The 15,141-nt window shown below is 61.8% G+C and carries 14 protein-coding genes; 8 read left to right on the top strand and 6 right to left on the bottom strand.

What is annotated here, in order from left to right:
* Positions 1-15 precede the first annotated feature (15 nt).
* The 5 genes from pgi to WN72_RS34985 all read right to left on the bottom strand — a co-directional run bounded on the left by pgi (position 16) and on the right by WN72_RS34985 (position 4,900).
* The gene (pgi, locus tag WN72_RS35005) at positions 16-1,662 is read right to left on the bottom strand and encodes a glucose-6-phosphate isomerase (RefSeq protein WP_092218374.1); all 1,647 of its coding nucleotides are present in this window, start codon (positions 1,660-1,662) and stop codon (positions 16-18) included.
* On the bottom strand, positions 1,662-2,381 hold the full coding sequence (locus WN72_RS35000) for an ROK family protein (RefSeq protein ID WP_051377669.1): 720 nt from the start codon (positions 2,379-2,381) through the stop codon (positions 1,662-1,664). The genes pgi and WN72_RS35000 overlap by 1 nt, the downstream gene beginning before the upstream one ends.
* 25 nt (positions 2,382-2,406) lie before the next feature.
* Positions 2,407-3,492, bottom strand: a complete 1,086-nt coding sequence (gene tal, locus WN72_RS34995) for a transaldolase (protein ID WP_092218373.1) — start codon at positions 3,490-3,492, stop codon at positions 2,407-2,409.
* Entirely contained in the window at positions 3,489-4,187 is a 699-nt protein-coding gene (locus WN72_RS34990) for an HAD family hydrolase (RefSeq protein ID WP_092218372.1), read from the bottom strand. Before WN72_RS34990 ends, tal begins: the two co-directional genes overlap by 4 nt.
* Positions 4,188-4,279: 92 nt before the next feature.
* Positions 4,280-4,900 (bottom strand): histidine phosphatase family protein, encoded by a 621-nt coding sequence (locus tag WN72_RS34985; RefSeq protein ID WP_027564497.1) that lies wholly within the window; start codon positions 4,898-4,900, stop codon positions 4,280-4,282.
* A 328-nt stretch (positions 4,901-5,228) separates the two neighbouring features.
* Between WN72_RS34985 and WN72_RS34980 the strand changes: the two genes are divergently transcribed.
* Together WN72_RS34980 and WN72_RS34975 are read left to right on the top strand one after the other, a co-directional pair.
* Positions 5,229-7,049: a glycoside hydrolase family 15 protein gene (locus tag WN72_RS34980; protein WP_027564496.1), complete on the top strand. Its 1,821-nt coding sequence runs from the start codon at positions 5,229-5,231 to the stop codon at positions 7,047-7,049.
* Between the two features lie 14 nt (positions 7,050-7,063).
* Complete coding sequence (locus WN72_RS34975; protein ID WP_027564495.1) at positions 7,064-7,528, top strand: HEAT repeat domain-containing protein; 465 nt, start codon at positions 7,064-7,066, stop codon at positions 7,526-7,528.
* Between the two features lie 326 nt (positions 7,529-7,854).
* On the opposite strand, the gene WN72_RS34970 is transcribed toward WN72_RS34975, so the two are convergent.
* A complete protein-coding gene (locus tag WN72_RS34970) occupies positions 7,855-8,352 on the bottom strand; it encodes a winged helix-turn-helix transcriptional regulator (protein WP_027564494.1) in 498 nt (165 codons plus the stop codon).
* A 202-nt stretch (positions 8,353-8,554) separates the two neighbouring features.
* Here WN72_RS34970 and WN72_RS34965 point away from each other — a divergent pair, with 202 nt between their 5' ends.
* From WN72_RS34965 to WN72_RS34940, 6 genes are read left to right on the top strand one after another with little or no spacing between them, the layout of a single operon-like run.
* The gene (locus WN72_RS34965) at positions 8,555-9,193 is read left to right on the top strand and encodes a 2-hydroxychromene-2-carboxylate isomerase (protein ID WP_027564493.1); all 639 of its coding nucleotides are present in this window, start codon (positions 8,555-8,557) and stop codon (positions 9,191-9,193) included.
* A 55-nt stretch (positions 9,194-9,248) separates the two neighbouring features.
* Positions 9,249-10,802: a class I adenylate-forming enzyme family protein gene (locus WN72_RS34960; RefSeq protein WP_027564492.1), complete on the top strand. Its 1,554-nt coding sequence runs from the start codon at positions 9,249-9,251 to the stop codon at positions 10,800-10,802.
* Positions 10,803-10,846: 44 nt separating this feature from the next.
* Positions 10,847-11,584, top strand: a complete 738-nt coding sequence (locus WN72_RS34955) for an SDR family oxidoreductase (RefSeq protein ID WP_092218371.1) — start codon at positions 10,847-10,849, stop codon at positions 11,582-11,584.
* Between the two features lie 11 nt (positions 11,585-11,595).
* Entirely contained in the window at positions 11,596-12,777 is a 1,182-nt protein-coding gene (locus tag WN72_RS34950; RefSeq protein WP_027564490.1) for an acyl-CoA dehydrogenase family protein, read from the top strand.
* A 23-nt stretch (positions 12,778-12,800) separates the two neighbouring features.
* A complete protein-coding gene (locus tag WN72_RS34945) occupies positions 12,801-13,931 on the top strand; it encodes an acyl-CoA dehydrogenase family protein (RefSeq protein WP_027564489.1) in 1,131 nt (376 codons plus the stop codon).
* 13 nt (positions 13,932-13,944) lie between these two features.
* Entirely contained in the window at positions 13,945-15,132 is a 1,188-nt protein-coding gene (locus WN72_RS34940) for an acetyl-CoA C-acyltransferase (RefSeq protein WP_092218370.1), read from the top strand.
* Positions 15,133-15,141 lie beyond the last annotated feature (9 nt).

Below are 15,141 nucleotides of genomic sequence, written 5' to 3'. Positions count from 1 at the left end.
TGCCGAGATCAGTGTCTAGTGCAACTTGTCCCTGAACCTGCGATGTCGGCGGATCAAGGCGTTGGTCGAGCTGTCGTGGACGAATTTGGGTTCGGCTTCGTTGATGAGTTCCGGGATGATGCGTTGCGCCAGCACCTTGCCGAGTTCGACGCCCCATTGGTCGAATGAATCGACTTGCCAGATCGCGCCCTGAGTGAAGACGTTGTGCTCGTACAGTGCGACGAGCTTGCCCAGCGCTGCGGGTGTCAGCTGTTCCATCAGTATCGTATTGGACGGTCGGTTTCCCTCGAATACGCGATGCGGAACGAGCCAATCGGCCGATCCCTCTGCGCTTACTTCGTGAGGTGTCTTGCCAAACGCTAGCGCTTCGCCCTGCGCGAAGACGTTCGCGAGCAACATGTCGTGCTGCTGTCCAAGTCGGTTGAGTGTCTTGTGAAAGGCAATGAAGTCGCAGGGAATGAGACGGGTGCCCTGGTGAATGAGTTGGTAGAACGAATGTTGACCGTTGGTCCCGGGTTCACCCCAATAGATCGGGCCGGTGTCGTAGCTGAGAGGATGACCCTCGATCGTGACGTGCTTGCCGTTGCTCTCCATCGTCAACTGCTGGAGATAAGCCGGAAACCGTTTCAGGTACTGCTCGTAAGGTAGCACCGCTACGGTCTGGGCGCCGAAGAAATTATTACTCCAGATGGCAAGCAGCCCCATTATTACTGGAAGGTTTCGCTCGAACGGCGCGGTGCGGAAATGCTCGTCAATTTCATGGAAGCCGCCGAGCATGGCGCGAAAGTTATCGGGACCGATGGCAAGCATCGTCGAAAGTCCGATCGCCGAATCCATGGAGTATCGACCGCCAACCCAGTCCCAGAAGCCGAACATGTTGGCGGTGTCGATGCCGAACTTCGTCACTTCCTTCGCGTTTGTCGACACCGCGACGAAATGCTTCGCGATCGCCTCCTCGTCGCCAGCAAGCCCCGCGAGCGACCAGCTGCGCGCGCTCCCGGCATTGGTCATGGTCTCGAGGGTTGTGAAGGTCTTGGAAGAGATGATGAACAGCGTCTCCGCAGGATCGAGATCGCGGGTCGCTTCCACAAAATCGGTGCCGTCCACGTTGGAGACGAACCGGAACGTCATGGCGCGATCGCTGTAATGCTTGAGCGCCTCGTAGGCCATCACCGGCCCCAGATCGGAGCCGCCGATGCCGATGTTGACGATGTTGCGGATTGGCTTTCCGGTGTGGCCGCGCCACGCACCGCCGCGTACGCGATTGGAAAAATCGGCCATGCGGTCGAGCACCGAATGGACCTCGGGCACGACGTCCTCGCCATCGAGCGGGATCGATTGCCCCTTCGGCGCGCGGAGCGCGACATGCAGGACGGCCCGCTTTTCCGAAACGTTGATCTTCTCGCCTCTGAACATTGCATCGATCCGAGCGCGGAGCCCAGACTGTTCGGCCAGTTCCAATAGCAGAGCCAGCGTTTCGTCGGTAATGCGGTTCTTCGAGTAGTCGAGGTAGAGTCCGGCTGCTTCGACCGTCAGGCGCTCGCCGCGTTTGGGGTCTTGAGCAAAGAGCTCGCGCAGATGCAAGCGATCGATCGTTTGAAAATGGGCGGACAAGGCCTTCCAGGCAGGAAGCTCGGTGACCGTTTTCGTCGTAGTTGCCATTATCGCTCCTTTTGACGCGCCATGGCGGCTTGCGCAGTCTGTTTGCGCGAGCGAGTGATCTTTTCCTTCGGCGGACCTTCCCACATCCTGAAGCCGCCCTTGAACGCGTTGGCATTATCTCCAAGACGGCATAATGGTGGCAGTGTTTTCAACTTCGTCGCGTTGCCGCCGCCCAACACGACGTCCTCGGGTTGGAGAGCCGCAACCAAAGATTCAACGACATCTTCGACGTGCTTCCGCCATGCTTTCCTGCCAAATTCCTCCAGCGCGCGGGCGCCGACATAATCTTCGTAGGTCCGCTTCTTGTAGGCGAGGTGCGCTAGCTCCATCGGCTCCACGATGCCATCGACGATCATCGCCGAGCCGAGTCCCGTCCCGAGCCCGAGAAACAGCATTTTTCCGCTCCGGTAGCTGCCGAGCGCCTGCATCGCCGCATCGTTGATGACTTTCGTTGGCAGTTTGAATGCCGCAGCGAAGTTGAAGCCCATCCAGCCCTTTCCCAGATTGTGAGGTTCCGCCATAGGCCGGTCATGCACGACCGGGCCCGGATAGCCAATCGAGACGAGGTCATACTCCCAGCCATCGGCCAGCTTTTTCACGCTCGATACCATCTGCCGGGCCGTCAGGGTCGGCCCGGAGTCAATTGCTCGTTTAACTTTTTCGCCGGAGGCAAGGATCTTGACGTGGGTGCCGCCCACGTCAACGACCAGTATGTTCATGGAAGACCTTTGTCTCGATTGGAATTTAGCTTGCCTTCTTGAGCACCTCGGTCTTGGCGGAGATGACACTCATCAGCTCATTCCAGGATTTGACAAACGATTTGGCGCCCTCATCCTGCAATGTCGCTGCTAGCGCTTCGATGTCGACGCCGGCCTTCGCGAATTGCGAGAGTACCTCTTCGGAATCGCCGCCACTGGAGGGCAACATCTCTCCAATCTCGCCGTGATCGGCGAGGGCCTTAACCGTGCCTTCCGGCATGGTGTTCACCGTGAGCGGCGCGGCCAGCGCTTTGACATATAAGACGTCGGACGCTGCCGGGTCTTTGGTTCCTGTGCTCGCCCATAACAGGCGCTGTGGCCGCCCACCCTCGTTGTAGATGCGCCGCAAACGGGCCGAGGAGAGCAATTCGCACGCCGACTTGTAGGTTCGTTTCGCGACCGCGATACCGAGCTGATTGCGCAATTGCGCAGGCACCTCGTTCGCTATGGCGGCATCCCAGCGGCTGACGAAGACCGACGCGACGGATCCAACATCTGGATTCAGGCCGGCTGCGATGCGCCGCTCGATGCCGCGCAGATATGCCTCGGCGGCAGCGAGATAGTGCTCCCGGCTGAACAATAGCGTCACATTCACGGGCACGCCGGCAAAGATCGTTTCTTCGATGGCGGGCAATCCTTCTCGTGTACCGGGTATCTTGATGAAGAGGTTGAGGCGTTTCGCTTGCGCATGCAGTTCCTTGGCCGCCGCGATTGTGCTGGCCGTGTCATGCGCGAGAAGGGGCGAGACCTCGAGCGAGACCCACCCGTCTACACCATTGGTGCGTTCCCAAATCGGGCGGAACAGGTCTGCTGCCTGGACAAGATCTTCGATGGCGAGCTCGAAGAATAGCGTCTCGCCCGACTTTCCCTCGGTGAGCTTGCTGCGGATCGCTGAATCATAGTGAGAGCTGTTCTTGATCGCTTGGTCGAAGATTGTCGGGTTCGATGTGAGTCCCGTCAGCGAGAAGTCGGCGATGTAGCGCCTCAAATTGCCGCTGGTCAGCAGCTCGCGGGTGATGTTGTCGAGCCAAACGCTCTGTCCGAGTTCGTGGAGCTTTTGCGTTGCCTTCATCTTTTCACCTCCGCAGCTTCGAACAGTGGGGCGGCCGCAAGCAGGCGACCCAGATCGTAGTCGAGTAGGTCTCCGATCCGGTCCACAGTCACGTCGGGTGTGGCGAAGGAGGCCAGGGCGTTCACGTTGTGTGCATATTGTCCTTGTCGGGGAAGGACGGTGGTGACGCGGTTGCCCCAGGCCTCCTTGACCGCGGCAAGGATACGCGGCTTGTCATCAACTAGAACGTAGTGCAGCGCCGGATAGCGGGCCTCGACATCATCGAGCGCGAGTTCCTTGTGGATGTAGATCAGCACGTGTGAGTTGACTGCCTCCGAAAGTCCCGAGCGCTCAACCTTGCGGGGTTGAAAGACGACGTCGCCATCGGTGAGAAGGACGGTTGGGCCCCACTGACGTAGTCGTTCGAGCACATCCAGGGATCCCGGATACAAACGGTTGGCGAACGGGTAATCGACCAGGAATGACGACATGGACAATAGATGCATGTCCTGCGGGTGTTCGACACGGTACCGCTGGAGTGCACCGAGATAGTCTCGATACCCCAGTTCTTGGAACAGCTCCTCCAGAATTGCCCAGTACCGATCGCGACAAGGGGCACCGTACCGGCGCTCGAGGTAGGCCTTGATGTCGGCCTGGATGCGGTCGTTATCGAGGAGCGTATTGTCGACATCGACCAGAAAGACGACCTGGTTCATCGGCCTTACCCTTACGCAACTCTCTGCGATATGCTCATCGTACGCGCGTAACACGCACGGACATTTCAAGACTATGTTACTCCGACTAGCGCTTAGTGAGCGAAGCTTCGTGCGAACCGACCTTCGACGTGCCCGGTGTCATTCCACAGCCGGATCGCTGGTTCTAACTGATCGTGTTCGTACCCGAGTATGCTCAGGCTTGCAGTGTCGAGTGTGAAGAGTCGTCCGGCCTCCGCATCGAGGCCTAACCAGCGTGCCGCCAGAACTCGGAGAAAATGTCCGCTCGAAAACAATAACACGTTACCTGGGACGTTGCGAACGCGCTCCACAATGCGATCGGCCCGGGCGCCAACTTGATTCGGTGTTTCTCCTCCTGGACAGCCGTCGCGAAACAATTGCCAGCCCGGACGCTCTTCATGGATCTCCTTTGTGCGACGCCCCTCGTATTGGCCGTAATTCCATTCCAGCAGATCGCGGTCGAGTTCCGCTTCGACGCCGAAGCCGGCCAACTCCGATGTCTGGACCGCTCGCTTCAAGGGGCTCGTGAACACTTTTGCGAAAGTGAAACCCAGCAACCGCGAGCGCAAACTTTGCGCATTGAGTTCGCCGCGCTCGGTGAGAGGCAAATCTGTGAGGCCAGTATGCTGGCCCGAGAGGCTCCACGCCGTCTCGCCATGCCTTGCAAGGCAAATGATCGGAAGGACGGCGTTCATGGTCTCGCCCCTTCAGTCGAGGCTTTCGGTGCAAAGCGTCGACGAACTCGGAACACTTCGTGGTTAAGCGATATCTCTCGCGGGCCTCGCAGCACGCCGCGCTCTAGTGGGATCGAAAGCGTAGTCCGACTTCTTCAACCAAGCAACGGCAAGCACTGTAGCGGTGGGAAATTTCACGCCGACCACGTGTGCGACAGCGGTGTTGACGTGTTGCTTGGTGTAAATGACCCGGCCGCAGGCGAGATGAGCGAGGTTGCGAGCCAAAAGGTTGCATTGACGATACGCCCATCTTGGGGCTCGATCAGCGCCGAGCGGAGGAGACGAGATCATGGGCTACAAGCCGATCGAATCCTACGGCGTCATCGGCGACCTGCACACCGTTGCCTTGGTTGGCATTGACGGGTCCATCGACTGGTGTTGCCTGCCGCACTTTGACTCGCCGAGCGTCTTCGCGGCAATTCTCGACGACCAGAAAGGGGGCTCATTCCGCATCGCCAGCCTCTACGAGGCGCAGTGCAAACAGATGTACATGCCTGACAGCAACGTCCTGGTGACGCGCTTTCTTAGCGACCAGGGCGTCGGTGAGGTCGTGGACTTCATGCCGATCCAAGGCGCGCGCGAGAGTAGAAAGATCCACCAGATCGTCCGGGTAGTGCGGGCGGTGCGCGGGTCGGTCCGCTTCCGCCTCGACTGCCGGCCGGCCTTCGACTTCGCCCGCCGGCCCCACCAGGTCGTCCTGGAGGGCCGGGGAGCGATCTTCGAGGCACGCGGCATGAAAGTCTCGCTCGTCAGCCGCTTCCCGCTTGGTCGGCAAGGCGACGGCGTCGCTGCCGAGTTCGTCCTCAACCCCGGCGAGACGACCACGTTCATCCTCCGCCAGGTGGAGGAGACTTGCCAAGACAGCGTTCATGATGGGGTCTTGCTTGAGGCGCGGCTGGTCGGCACGGAGGCCCTGACGCAGACCCTGGCCTTTTGGCGGCAGTGGCTGAGGAAGTGCAACTATTCAGGTCGCTGGCGCGAGATGGTCCACCGCTCGGCGCTGGTGTTGAAGCTGCTGACGTTCGCGCCGACTGGCGCGATCGTGGCGGCGCCGACCTGCGGGCTGCCGGAAGAGATCGGCGGGGTACGCAACTGGGACTATCGCTATACTTGGGTGCGCGACGCCGCTTTCACCAATTACGCCTTCCTGCGTCTGGGACTGACGTCGGAGGCGGAGCAGTTCATGGCCTGGTTGGAGCAGCGGGCCGTCGAGGGCGCCCGGGGCGACCCGTTGCAGACTATGTATCGCATCGACGGTGGCCGCGAGCTGCCAGAGGAGGTCCTCGACCACCTCGATGGTTACCGCGGGTCGCGTCCCGTGCGAGTCGGCAACGCCGCTGCCGACCAGCTGCAGCTGGACATCTATGGCGAGCTGATGGATGCGGTCTACCTGTACGACAAGTACGGGACGCCGATCGCCTATGACTCCTGGCGTCACGTGCGCAAGATGCTGGACTGGGTGGCGAGCAACTGGGACCGAGCCGACGATGGCATCTGGGAGGTGCGCGGTGGACAACAGCAGTTCGTGTACTCCAAGGTGCAGTGCTGGGTGGCGTTGGACCGAGCGATCCGCCTTGCGCAGAAGCGGAGTCTGCCGCTGGATCGCGCCCGCCTGGCTACGGAGCGGGACCGCATCTACGAGACCATCATGACGCACGGCTGGAACACCGAGCGGCAGACGTTCGTGCAGCACTTCGCCACTGACGCGGTGGATGCGTCCAATCTGATCATGCCGCTCGTCTTCTTCCTGTCGCCGACCGACCCACGCATGCGCGGGACGCTGGATCGGATCATGGCGGAGCTGGTTTCCGACAGCTTGGTGCACCGCTACGAGATCGGCAGAGGAGCTGGCGACGGCCTGACCGGGAGCGAGGGGACGTTCAATATGTGTACGTTCTGGCTGGTGGAAGCACTGGCCCGGGCGGGCCGCGCCGAGGAGGCCCGCTTCATCTTCGAGAAGATGCTGACCTACGCCAACCACCTCGGCTTGTACGCCGAGGAGACGGGTCCGCGTGGCGAAGCGCTGGGCAACTTCCCGCAGGCATTCACTCACATCGGTTTGATAAGCGCCGCGTTCAACCTGGACCGCCGGCTAGGCGTTGGACCTTGAGTGGGGGGCGGGCCATGAGCGCGCAGATCGCTTATCTAGGGACTTCCGTTCCAGGCTGGGTGAGGGAGCTTTCGAGCAGCGATCCACTCCAGCGTCGCCTCGGTGCATATGCGCTGGGCGAGATCGGCCCGGCGGCAACCGAGGCTATGTCCGACCTCGCCGCTACCCTCCAGGACCCGGTTGCGTTCGTGCGCGTCTGGGCGGCGGCGGCCTTGGCCCGGGTGGTGCCGTCAGGTGGAGAGTCGATCACCGTCCTCGTCGCGGAGTTGGGCAACGAGCTTGCCTTCGTCCGCAGCCTGGCGGCCTGGCACCTCGGTCGCCTCGGTCCGGCCTTCCCGGGGATCGAACAAGCCCTCCGCCCCCTCCGACAGCTAGCGGGTGATGAGGATCCGAGCGTGCGAGTGGAGGCCGCGCTAGCGCTGGGGATGCTCGAGGGGAAGGGCGCCCCGCCGCCGGAGCTGAAGTCCTTGTGCACTTGAGCCTCCGGCGGCATCGCCTTGCACGGATTCGTTCGATCTCTAGCAATACGATCTCGGCGTCAGTCACCGAGCCTCTCTCCGAAGTCGAAGGCTCTCGTCGCCGATAGCGGTCGCTCATTTTGACCACCTACTCCGGGGCCATTTCTCGCCCGGCGAAGAATTTCTACCCTAAGCTACCCTGCCATCCTGTTTGCCAATTGCGAAACGCCAAGCCGCCAGGTGCTCGGCCTCGGCAAGGCCATCTGCGGATGTATTGGCTGGTTGAAGTCGTCCACAACGTTCCGGCGGACCTGCCTTCCTGGATCGAGCTGTTGAGACGTTGGAGGTCAACCAGCGTTCTTCGCCGAAACGCCGTTGCTTGTCGGCGAAGACCGTCTCGCGCCGGGGCCCGGATGAACGTGGACTGCCTTCGCCGTCAGCGGCTCACCGCATTCGGAGCAGATCATGACAGGATCAAACATCTTGTGGCAGTTCTTGTGTTCATGCAGCAGCGGTCGTCCGCGCGAGTCGACCATGTGGACGTTGCCCCAGTGCACAATCGACATGATGATCGGATAGAGATCGAGACCCTTTTGCGTCAGGATATACTCGTAGCGCTTCGGCGCTTCCTGATACGGAATCTTGCGCAGTACGCCAAAGCGGACAAATTTCTTCAGCCGATCGGCGAGCAGATGGCGGGTGATTCCGAGCGACGTCTGGAAGTCATCAAATCTGCGAATGCGCAAGAAACATTCGCGCAGGATGAGGAGGCTCCAGCGGTCACCGATCACCGCCACGGTACGGGCGAGAGAGCATGGCTCCTCCTCAAGGGTATCCCATTTCATTGTCGTCTCCAGCGAATCCGTGGCGCATCACAAATAAATTCTAAATAAGAACTAACGAGAAATCAATGGGATGCCCTTATTCGCGCATCGTTATGCGTATTGTATGATAAACATCATATTGACAGTTCTAAAATAGAACCTTATCGGTGCAGTACGATCAATCGGGTGGCGAGCAACCACCGCCGTAAGGGAAGAGCGTTCCATGGCTGCTCCGCTAAAGGTCGAGTTTCATTTCGATTTCGGCAGTCCCAACGCTTACCTCGCCGAGCTCGCGCTGCCCGGCATCGAGCAGCGAACCGGCGTCAAGTTCGACTACGTGCCGGTGCTGCTCGGCGGCGTCTACAAGGCGACCGGCAACCTGTCGCCTGCCGAGTCGCTGCGCGGGATCAAGAACAAGCCGGAATACAATGCGCTCGAGACCCAACGCTTCCTGCGCCGGCACAACATCACGAAGTTCACGGTGAACCCGTTCTTCCCGGTGAACACCCTTGCGCTGATGCGCGGCGCTGTTGCCGCGGAGTTCGAGGGGGCGTTCGAGCCCTACTTCCGCGCTGCCTATCACCACATGTGGGTCGAGCCCAAGAAGATGGACGATCCGCAGGTCTTCCGCGATGCGTTTCTGTCATCAGGGCTGGACATCGATCGCATCAGCGCCCGCGCCCAGCAGGACGACGTCAAGAAGAGGTTGATCGAGAACACCAGCCGCGCCGTGGCGCGCGGCACGTTCGGCTCGCCGACGTTCTTCGTCGGTGACGAGATCTACTTCGGCAAGGACAGCCTGCGCGACGTCGAGGAAGAAATCCTGGCGCAATCGGCCGCAGCGCGGCGCAAGAGCGCCTGACCGGGCGGGGGATATCCGGAACGAGTCGAGCCCGCAAAGGGCCTTTCAACGGGAGGTGTCATTGGCGAACTGGCAGCAGGCTGCAGCGGAAATCACCGAGATGTTGCCGCAGCGCATTCATGAGGTGATGGACCCCTATGTTGCCACCACACCCGACCGGACGGCGCTCATCGAAGACAATGCCACGCTGACCTATCGCGAGCTCGACCGCGCGGTCGGCGCCACGGCGGAGGCGCTATCCACGCTCGGCATCCGCGCCGGCGATCGGATGATGATCGTGAGCGAAAACGCGATTGCGCTCGCCTGCCTCCTGTTCGCGGCCAGTCGCCTCGATGCCTGGGCGATCGTGGCCAACCCGCGGCTGTCGCCGCGTGAGCTCGATCAGATCAGAGATCACAGCGGCGCCCGTCGCATGTTCTTCACGGCGGAGGTTTCCGAAGAGGCGGCCTCGCACGCGACGCGTTACAACGCTCCGGTGCAGGATGTTGGTCCGCTCCACGGCATCGGCGTGTCTGCCCTGAACCAGAACACGCATGCCGAGCCGGTCGAGGCCGACGGCGCACGTCAGGTGGCGGTGCTCATCTATACGTCCGGTACGACCGGAACGCCGAAGGGGGTCATGCTCACGCATCGGAACCTGCTGTTTTCCGCAAGGACCACCGCGAACTTGCGGAGCATGACGGCGGAGGACGTGCAGTATTGCGTGCTGCCGATCTCGCATATCGTCGGCATCTCGCTGCTGACGATGACGCTGATGGTCGGTGGTGTGACCCGGCTGGTCACCAAATACAATCCCGCTGCGCTTGCCAAGGCGCTGGCCGAGGAAGGCATCACGCTCTTGAACGGCGTGCCCGCCACCTACCAGCGCCTGCTGGAATACAAGCAGACGGCCGGCTTGCCCAAGCTCAAGCGCGGCGCGCTGCGCCTGATGAGCGTCGCCGGCGCGCCGCTCGACCTCGAGCTCAAGGCAAGGGTCGAGAAGGAGCTCGGTCTGCCGCTCGGCAACGCCTTTGGCATCACCGAATGCTCGCCCGGAATTTCCGGCGTGCGGCCCGAGGCGCCGCGTCGCGACAATTCGGTCGGAGTGCTCGTGCCGGGTATCGAGGCCCGGATCGTTGCGCGGGACGGCGCCATCGTGACGAACGGTGACATCGGCGAATTGCATGTCCGTGGGCCGAACGTCATGCGCGGTTACTATCGCGCGCCCGACCTCACGGCGAAAGCGATCGACCCGGAAGGGTGGTTCAACACCGGCGACCTCGCGCGCTTCGAGGGCGATGCGATGTTCATCGTTGGTCGCACCAAGGAGATGATCATTCGCTCCGGCTTCAACGTCTATCCGGCCGAGATCGAGGCGGTGCTGAGCACGCATCCAGACGTGGTGCAATGCGCCGTGGTCGGACGATCGGTCCCGGGCAACGAAGAGATTGTGGCGTTCGTCCAGCTCCTCAAGGGCTCCTCGGCAACCGCGCAGGATTTGATGTCGCATGTCGCGCCGGAGCTCACGTCCTACAAGCGGCCATCCGAGATCATCCTCATGGACGCGCTGCCGGCCACGTCGACAGGCAAGCTCCTGAAACACAAGCTGGCGGAATCGCTGCGCAACTGACGCGCGCGAGATCGCTCAAAATCTCACAAGGCTGGAGAAGTCCCATGCAGAAGAGAAACAGGACGGTTGCGGTCATCGGCGCCGGTGACTTTATCGGCGGCGAGATTGCCAAGAAATTCGCCTCGGAAGGCTTCACCATCTTCGCTGGCCGCCGCAATGGCGACAAGCTCGCGCCGCTGGTCAAGGAGATCGAGGCGGTCGGCGGTGAGATCCACGCCCGCTCGCTCGACGCGCGCAAGGAGGAGGAGATCATCTCCTTCCTCAATGACGCGGACAAGCATGCGCCGCTCGAGGTCTGCATCTTCAACATCGGCGCCAATGTCAATTTCCCGATCCTGGAGACCACCGAACGGGTGTTCCGAAAGGTCTGGGAAATGGCCTGCTATTCCGGGTTCCTTGCGGGGCGCGAGGCCGCACGGCTGATGCTGCCGCGTGGCGGCGGCAACATCTTCTTTACTGGCGCGACCGCGAGCTTGCGCGGCGGTTCCGGCTATGCCGCCTTCGCCAGCGCCAAGTTCGGCCTGCGAGCCGTCGCACAGGCGATGGCGCGCGAACTCGGGCCGAAGAACATCCACGTCGCGCATCTTATCATTGACTCTGGCGTCGATACCGAATGGGTGCGCCAGCGCCGGCTCGAAGCGCTCGGCCCCAATGCGCTCGACGATCCAGACCTGCTAATGCCGCCTGCGTCGGTGGCGGCGTCCTATTGGCAGCTCTACCAACAGCCCAAGAGCGCGTGGACGTTTGAGCTTGAGATCCGTCCCTTCGGCGAGAAGTGGTAGGAGCGCGCCCCATGGAGCTCGCGCTATCCCCGGAAGATGCGGCGTTTCGCGACGAAGTGCGCGCGTTCATCAAGGACAATTATCCGACCGAGATGCGCGTTCCCAATCCGGAGACCGACCTTTCCAAGGAGCAGATGCTGCTGTGGCATCGCATCCTGCACAAGAAGGGCTGGATCGCGCCGCTCTGGCCCAAGGAATATGGCGGGCCCGGCTGGTCCATCACCCGCCGTTTCATCTTCGAGCAGGAGACCACGCGCGCGGGCACGATGCCGCCTTTGGCGTTCAGTGTCACCATGGTCGGTCCCGTCATCTATACGTTCGGCAATGAGGCGCAGAAGAAGAAGTTTCTTCCCCGCATCCTCTCGGGCGAGGATTGGTGGTGCCAGGGCTATTCCGAGCCCGGCTCGGGCTCCGACCTCGCCACCGTCCGCACCAAGGCGGTACGCGACGGCGACCACTACATCGTCAACGGCCACAAGACCTGGACCACGCTGGCGCAGCACGCCGACTGGATCTTCTGCCTGGTACGGACCGATCCGGCGGCAAAGCCGCAGTCCGGCATCTCCTTCCTGCTGATCGACATGAAGTCGCCGGGCGTCACCGTGCGTCCGATCATCACCATCGATGGCTCCCATGAGGTCAACGACGTCTTCCTCGAAAACGTCCGCGTTCCCGTCGAGAACCTGATCGGCGAAGAGAACAAGGGCTGGACCTACGCCAAATTCCTGCTCGGCAATGAACGTACCAGCATGGCCGGCATCGGCCGCTCGACGCGCTATATCGAGAAATTGAAGAGGATCGTGAAGGCGGAAATTCCGGAAGACGATCCGGCGCATCTCGAATTCATCAAAGACATCGCGCGGGTCGAGCTCGACGTGCTGGCGCTGGAGGCAACCGAGCTGCGCGTCGTCGCCCAAATGGCACGCGGCATCGATCCGGGGCCGGCGGCCTCGCTGTTCAAGATCCGTGGCACCGAGATCTTCCAGGACATCACCGAGCTGACCCATCGTGCGATCGGCAATTACGGGCTGGCCATTCGCGAACATCCGGCCAGTGCCAATCATTACATGCCGGGACCGGACTACGGCCACACCGCATCGGAGAAGTATCTCAACTCGCGCAAGCTCTCCATCTACGGCGGATCGAACGAGATCCAACGCAACATCATCGCAAAAGCGGTGCTCGGCCTCTAGCGATCGACGGACAGGGGAATCGGATGGATATCCAGTTCACGGAAGAGCAAGAGCTACTGCGATCAAGCGTTCAGCGTCTGCTGCGCGATCAGTACGATTTCGATGCGCGCCGCAGGATCCTCGCGAGCGAGGAGGGGTATAGCCGCGAGCAATGGCGTGCCTTCGCTGAGCTCGGCCTGCTGGGTGCGCCGTTCTCCGAGGAAGTTGGCGGTCTCGGGGGCGGTCCAATGTCGACGATGATCATCATGCAGGAGTTCGGCCGTCATCTCGTGGTCGAGCCCTTTGTCGAGACGGTGGTCCTCGCCGGCGGTCTGCTCGAGCGTACCGGTTCCGCCGAGCAGAAACACGGCTTCATTCCGGACATCATTGCTGGCACCACGACCTGGGCGCTCGCCTGGACCGAGAAGAACTCGCGCTTCGATCTCGCCAACGTCACAACCACTGCTCGGCGCGAGGGTAACGGCTATGTGCTGACCGGCCAAAAGACCGCGGTCGTCGCCGCGCCCTGGGCGGATTATCTCATCGTCTCGGCGCGCACGTCCGGCCAGCAGCGCGATCGCGGCGGCGTCAGCCTGTTCGTGGTCGATCGCCGCGCCGCCAACCTCACTCTGCAGAGCTTCAGGACGATCGACGGCCGACGCGCGGCCGAGATCAGCCTGCGCGGTGTTGCCGGTCAGTTGCTGGGCGAAGAGGGCGAGGGTGTGGCCGCGCTGGAGGCCTGCCGCGACCGTGCCATCGGCGCGCTCTGCGCCGAGGCGGTCGGTGCGCTGGCTGAATTGAATGCCGCGACGCTGGACTATTCCAAGACCCGCAAGCAGTTCGGCACGACGATCGGCTCTTTCCAGGTGCTGCAGCATCGGATGGTCGACATGTTCATCGCGCATCAGGAAGCGCTTTCATTGATGCAGCATCTCACGCTCAGCCTTGATGCAGGCGAGGCTGGCGTGTCGCGTCTCGCGTCGGGCGCCAAGTCGAAGATTGGCTATGCCGGCAAGTTCATCGCCGACCAGGCGGTGCAACTGCATGGCGGCATGGGCATGACTGACGAATTGAACGTCGGACATTATTTCAAGCGCATTTCCTCCATCAACATCCAGTTCGGCGATCCCGCCTTTCACCTGCTGCGCTACGCGCAGCTCGATGCGGCCGCCTAGCAGAGAGGCAGACATGACGACTGAAGCAGTGATCGTTTCCACCGCGCGCACCGGCGTCGGCAAGGCCTACCGCGGCGCGCTCAACAACACCGATGGTCCGACCCTGGCAGGCCACGTGATGGCCGAGGCCGTGAAGCGTGCGGGCATAGCGCCCGGCGAGGTCGAGGACGTGGTGATGGGCTGCGCCATGCAGCAGGGCACCATGGTGATGAACGTCGCCCGCAAGGGTGCGATCCGCGCCGGCCTGCCGGTCACCGTGGCCGGCACCACGATCGACCGCCAGTGTGCTTCCGGTCTGCAGGCGATTGCGGTGGCTGCGCGTTCGGTGATGCTCGACGGCGTCGAGATCGCAATCGGCGGTGGCATCGAGTCGATTAGCCTGGTGCAGAACGATCACATGAACAAGTTCCATGCCATCGATCAGGATCTCATGACGATGAAGCCAGAGATGTACATGTCGATGCTGGAGACGGCCGAAGTGGTCGCCGAGCGTTACAAGATCGGCCGCGACCAGCAAGACGAATACAGCCTCGAATGCCAGCGCCGGGTCGGCGCGGCGCTGCAGGGCGGCCGTTTCAACGACGAGATCGTGCCGATCACGACCAAGATGGCCGTGGTCGACAAGGACACCAAGGAAGTGACGTATCAGCAGGTGACCTTGTCAAAGGACGAGGGCCCGCGTGCGGACACGACCGCGGAAGGCCTCGCCAAGATCAAGCCGGTGTTCGAAGGCAAGACCATCAGCGCAGGCAATGCCAGCCAGCTCTCCGATGGTGCATCGGCCTGCGTGATCATGAGCGACAAGATCGCGGCGCAGAAGGGCCTGAAGCCACTCGGCATCTTCCGCGGCTTCGTCGCCGCAGGCGTCGAGCCGGATGAGATGGGCGTCGGCCCGGTTGCGGCAATCCCGAGGCTGCTCAAGCGCCACAACCTCAAGATCGATGACATCGATCTCTGGGAGCTCAACGAGGCCTATGCGGTGCAGGTGATCTACTGCCGCGACAAGCTTGGCATTGATCCGAACAAGCTCAACGTCAACGGCGGCTCGATCGCGATCGGTCATCCCTATGGCATGACGGGGTCGCGGTTGACCGGCCACCTCCTGATCGAGGGCCGGCGGCGCAAGGCGAAATACGGCGTGGTGACCATGTGCATCGGCGGCGGCATGGGTGCGGCCGGCCTGTTCGAAATCGTCCATTGATCGGAAACG

The sequence above is a fragment of the Bradyrhizobium arachidis genome (assembly GCF_015291705.1).
GTDB lineage: Bacteria > Pseudomonadota > Alphaproteobacteria > Rhizobiales > Xanthobacteraceae > Bradyrhizobium > Bradyrhizobium arachidis.
The sequence above is the reverse complement of the archived record's forward strand: the minus strand, read 5'-3'. Positions and strand labels throughout refer to the sequence as shown.

Bases quoted from the DNA above. Each gene is read 5' to 3' on its own strand.
- pgi (WP_092218374.1), bottom strand. From the start codon at position 1,662: ATGGCAACTACGACGAAAACGGTCACCGAGCTTCCTGCCTGGAAGGCC.
- WN72_RS35000 (WP_051377669.1), bottom strand. From the start codon at position 2,381: ATGAACATACTGGTCGTTGACGTGGGCGGCACCCACGTCAAGATCCTT.
- tal (WP_092218373.1), bottom strand. From the start codon at position 3,492: ATGAAGGCAACGCAAAAGCTCCACGAACTCGGACAGAGCGTTTGGCTC.
- WN72_RS34990 (WP_092218372.1), bottom strand. From the start codon at position 4,187: ATGAACCAGGTCGTCTTTCTGGTCGATGTCGACAATACGCTCCTCGAT.
- WN72_RS34985 (WP_027564497.1), bottom strand. From the start codon at position 4,900: ATGAACGCCGTCCTTCCGATCATTTGCCTTGCAAGGCATGGCGAGACG.
- WN72_RS34980 (WP_027564496.1), top strand. From the start codon at position 5,229: ATGGGCTACAAGCCGATCGAATCCTACGGCGTCATCGGCGACCTGCAC.
- WN72_RS34975 (WP_027564495.1), top strand. From the start codon at position 7,064: ATGAGCGCGCAGATCGCTTATCTAGGGACTTCCGTTCCAGGCTGGGTG.
- WN72_RS34970 (WP_027564494.1), bottom strand. From the start codon at position 8,352: ATGAAATGGGATACCCTTGAGGAGGAGCCATGCTCTCTCGCCCGTACC.
- WN72_RS34965 (WP_027564493.1), top strand. From the start codon at position 8,555: ATGGCTGCTCCGCTAAAGGTCGAGTTTCATTTCGATTTCGGCAGTCCC.
- WN72_RS34955 (WP_092218371.1), top strand. From the start codon at position 10,847: ATGCAGAAGAGAAACAGGACGGTTGCGGTCATCGGCGCCGGTGACTTT.
- WN72_RS34950 (WP_027564490.1), top strand. From the start codon at position 11,596: ATGGAGCTCGCGCTATCCCCGGAAGATGCGGCGTTTCGCGACGAAGTG.
- WN72_RS34945 (WP_027564489.1), top strand. From the start codon at position 12,801: ATGGATATCCAGTTCACGGAAGAGCAAGAGCTACTGCGATCAAGCGTT.
- WN72_RS34940 (WP_092218370.1), top strand. From the start codon at position 13,945: ATGACGACTGAAGCAGTGATCGTTTCCACCGCGCGCACCGGCGTCGGC.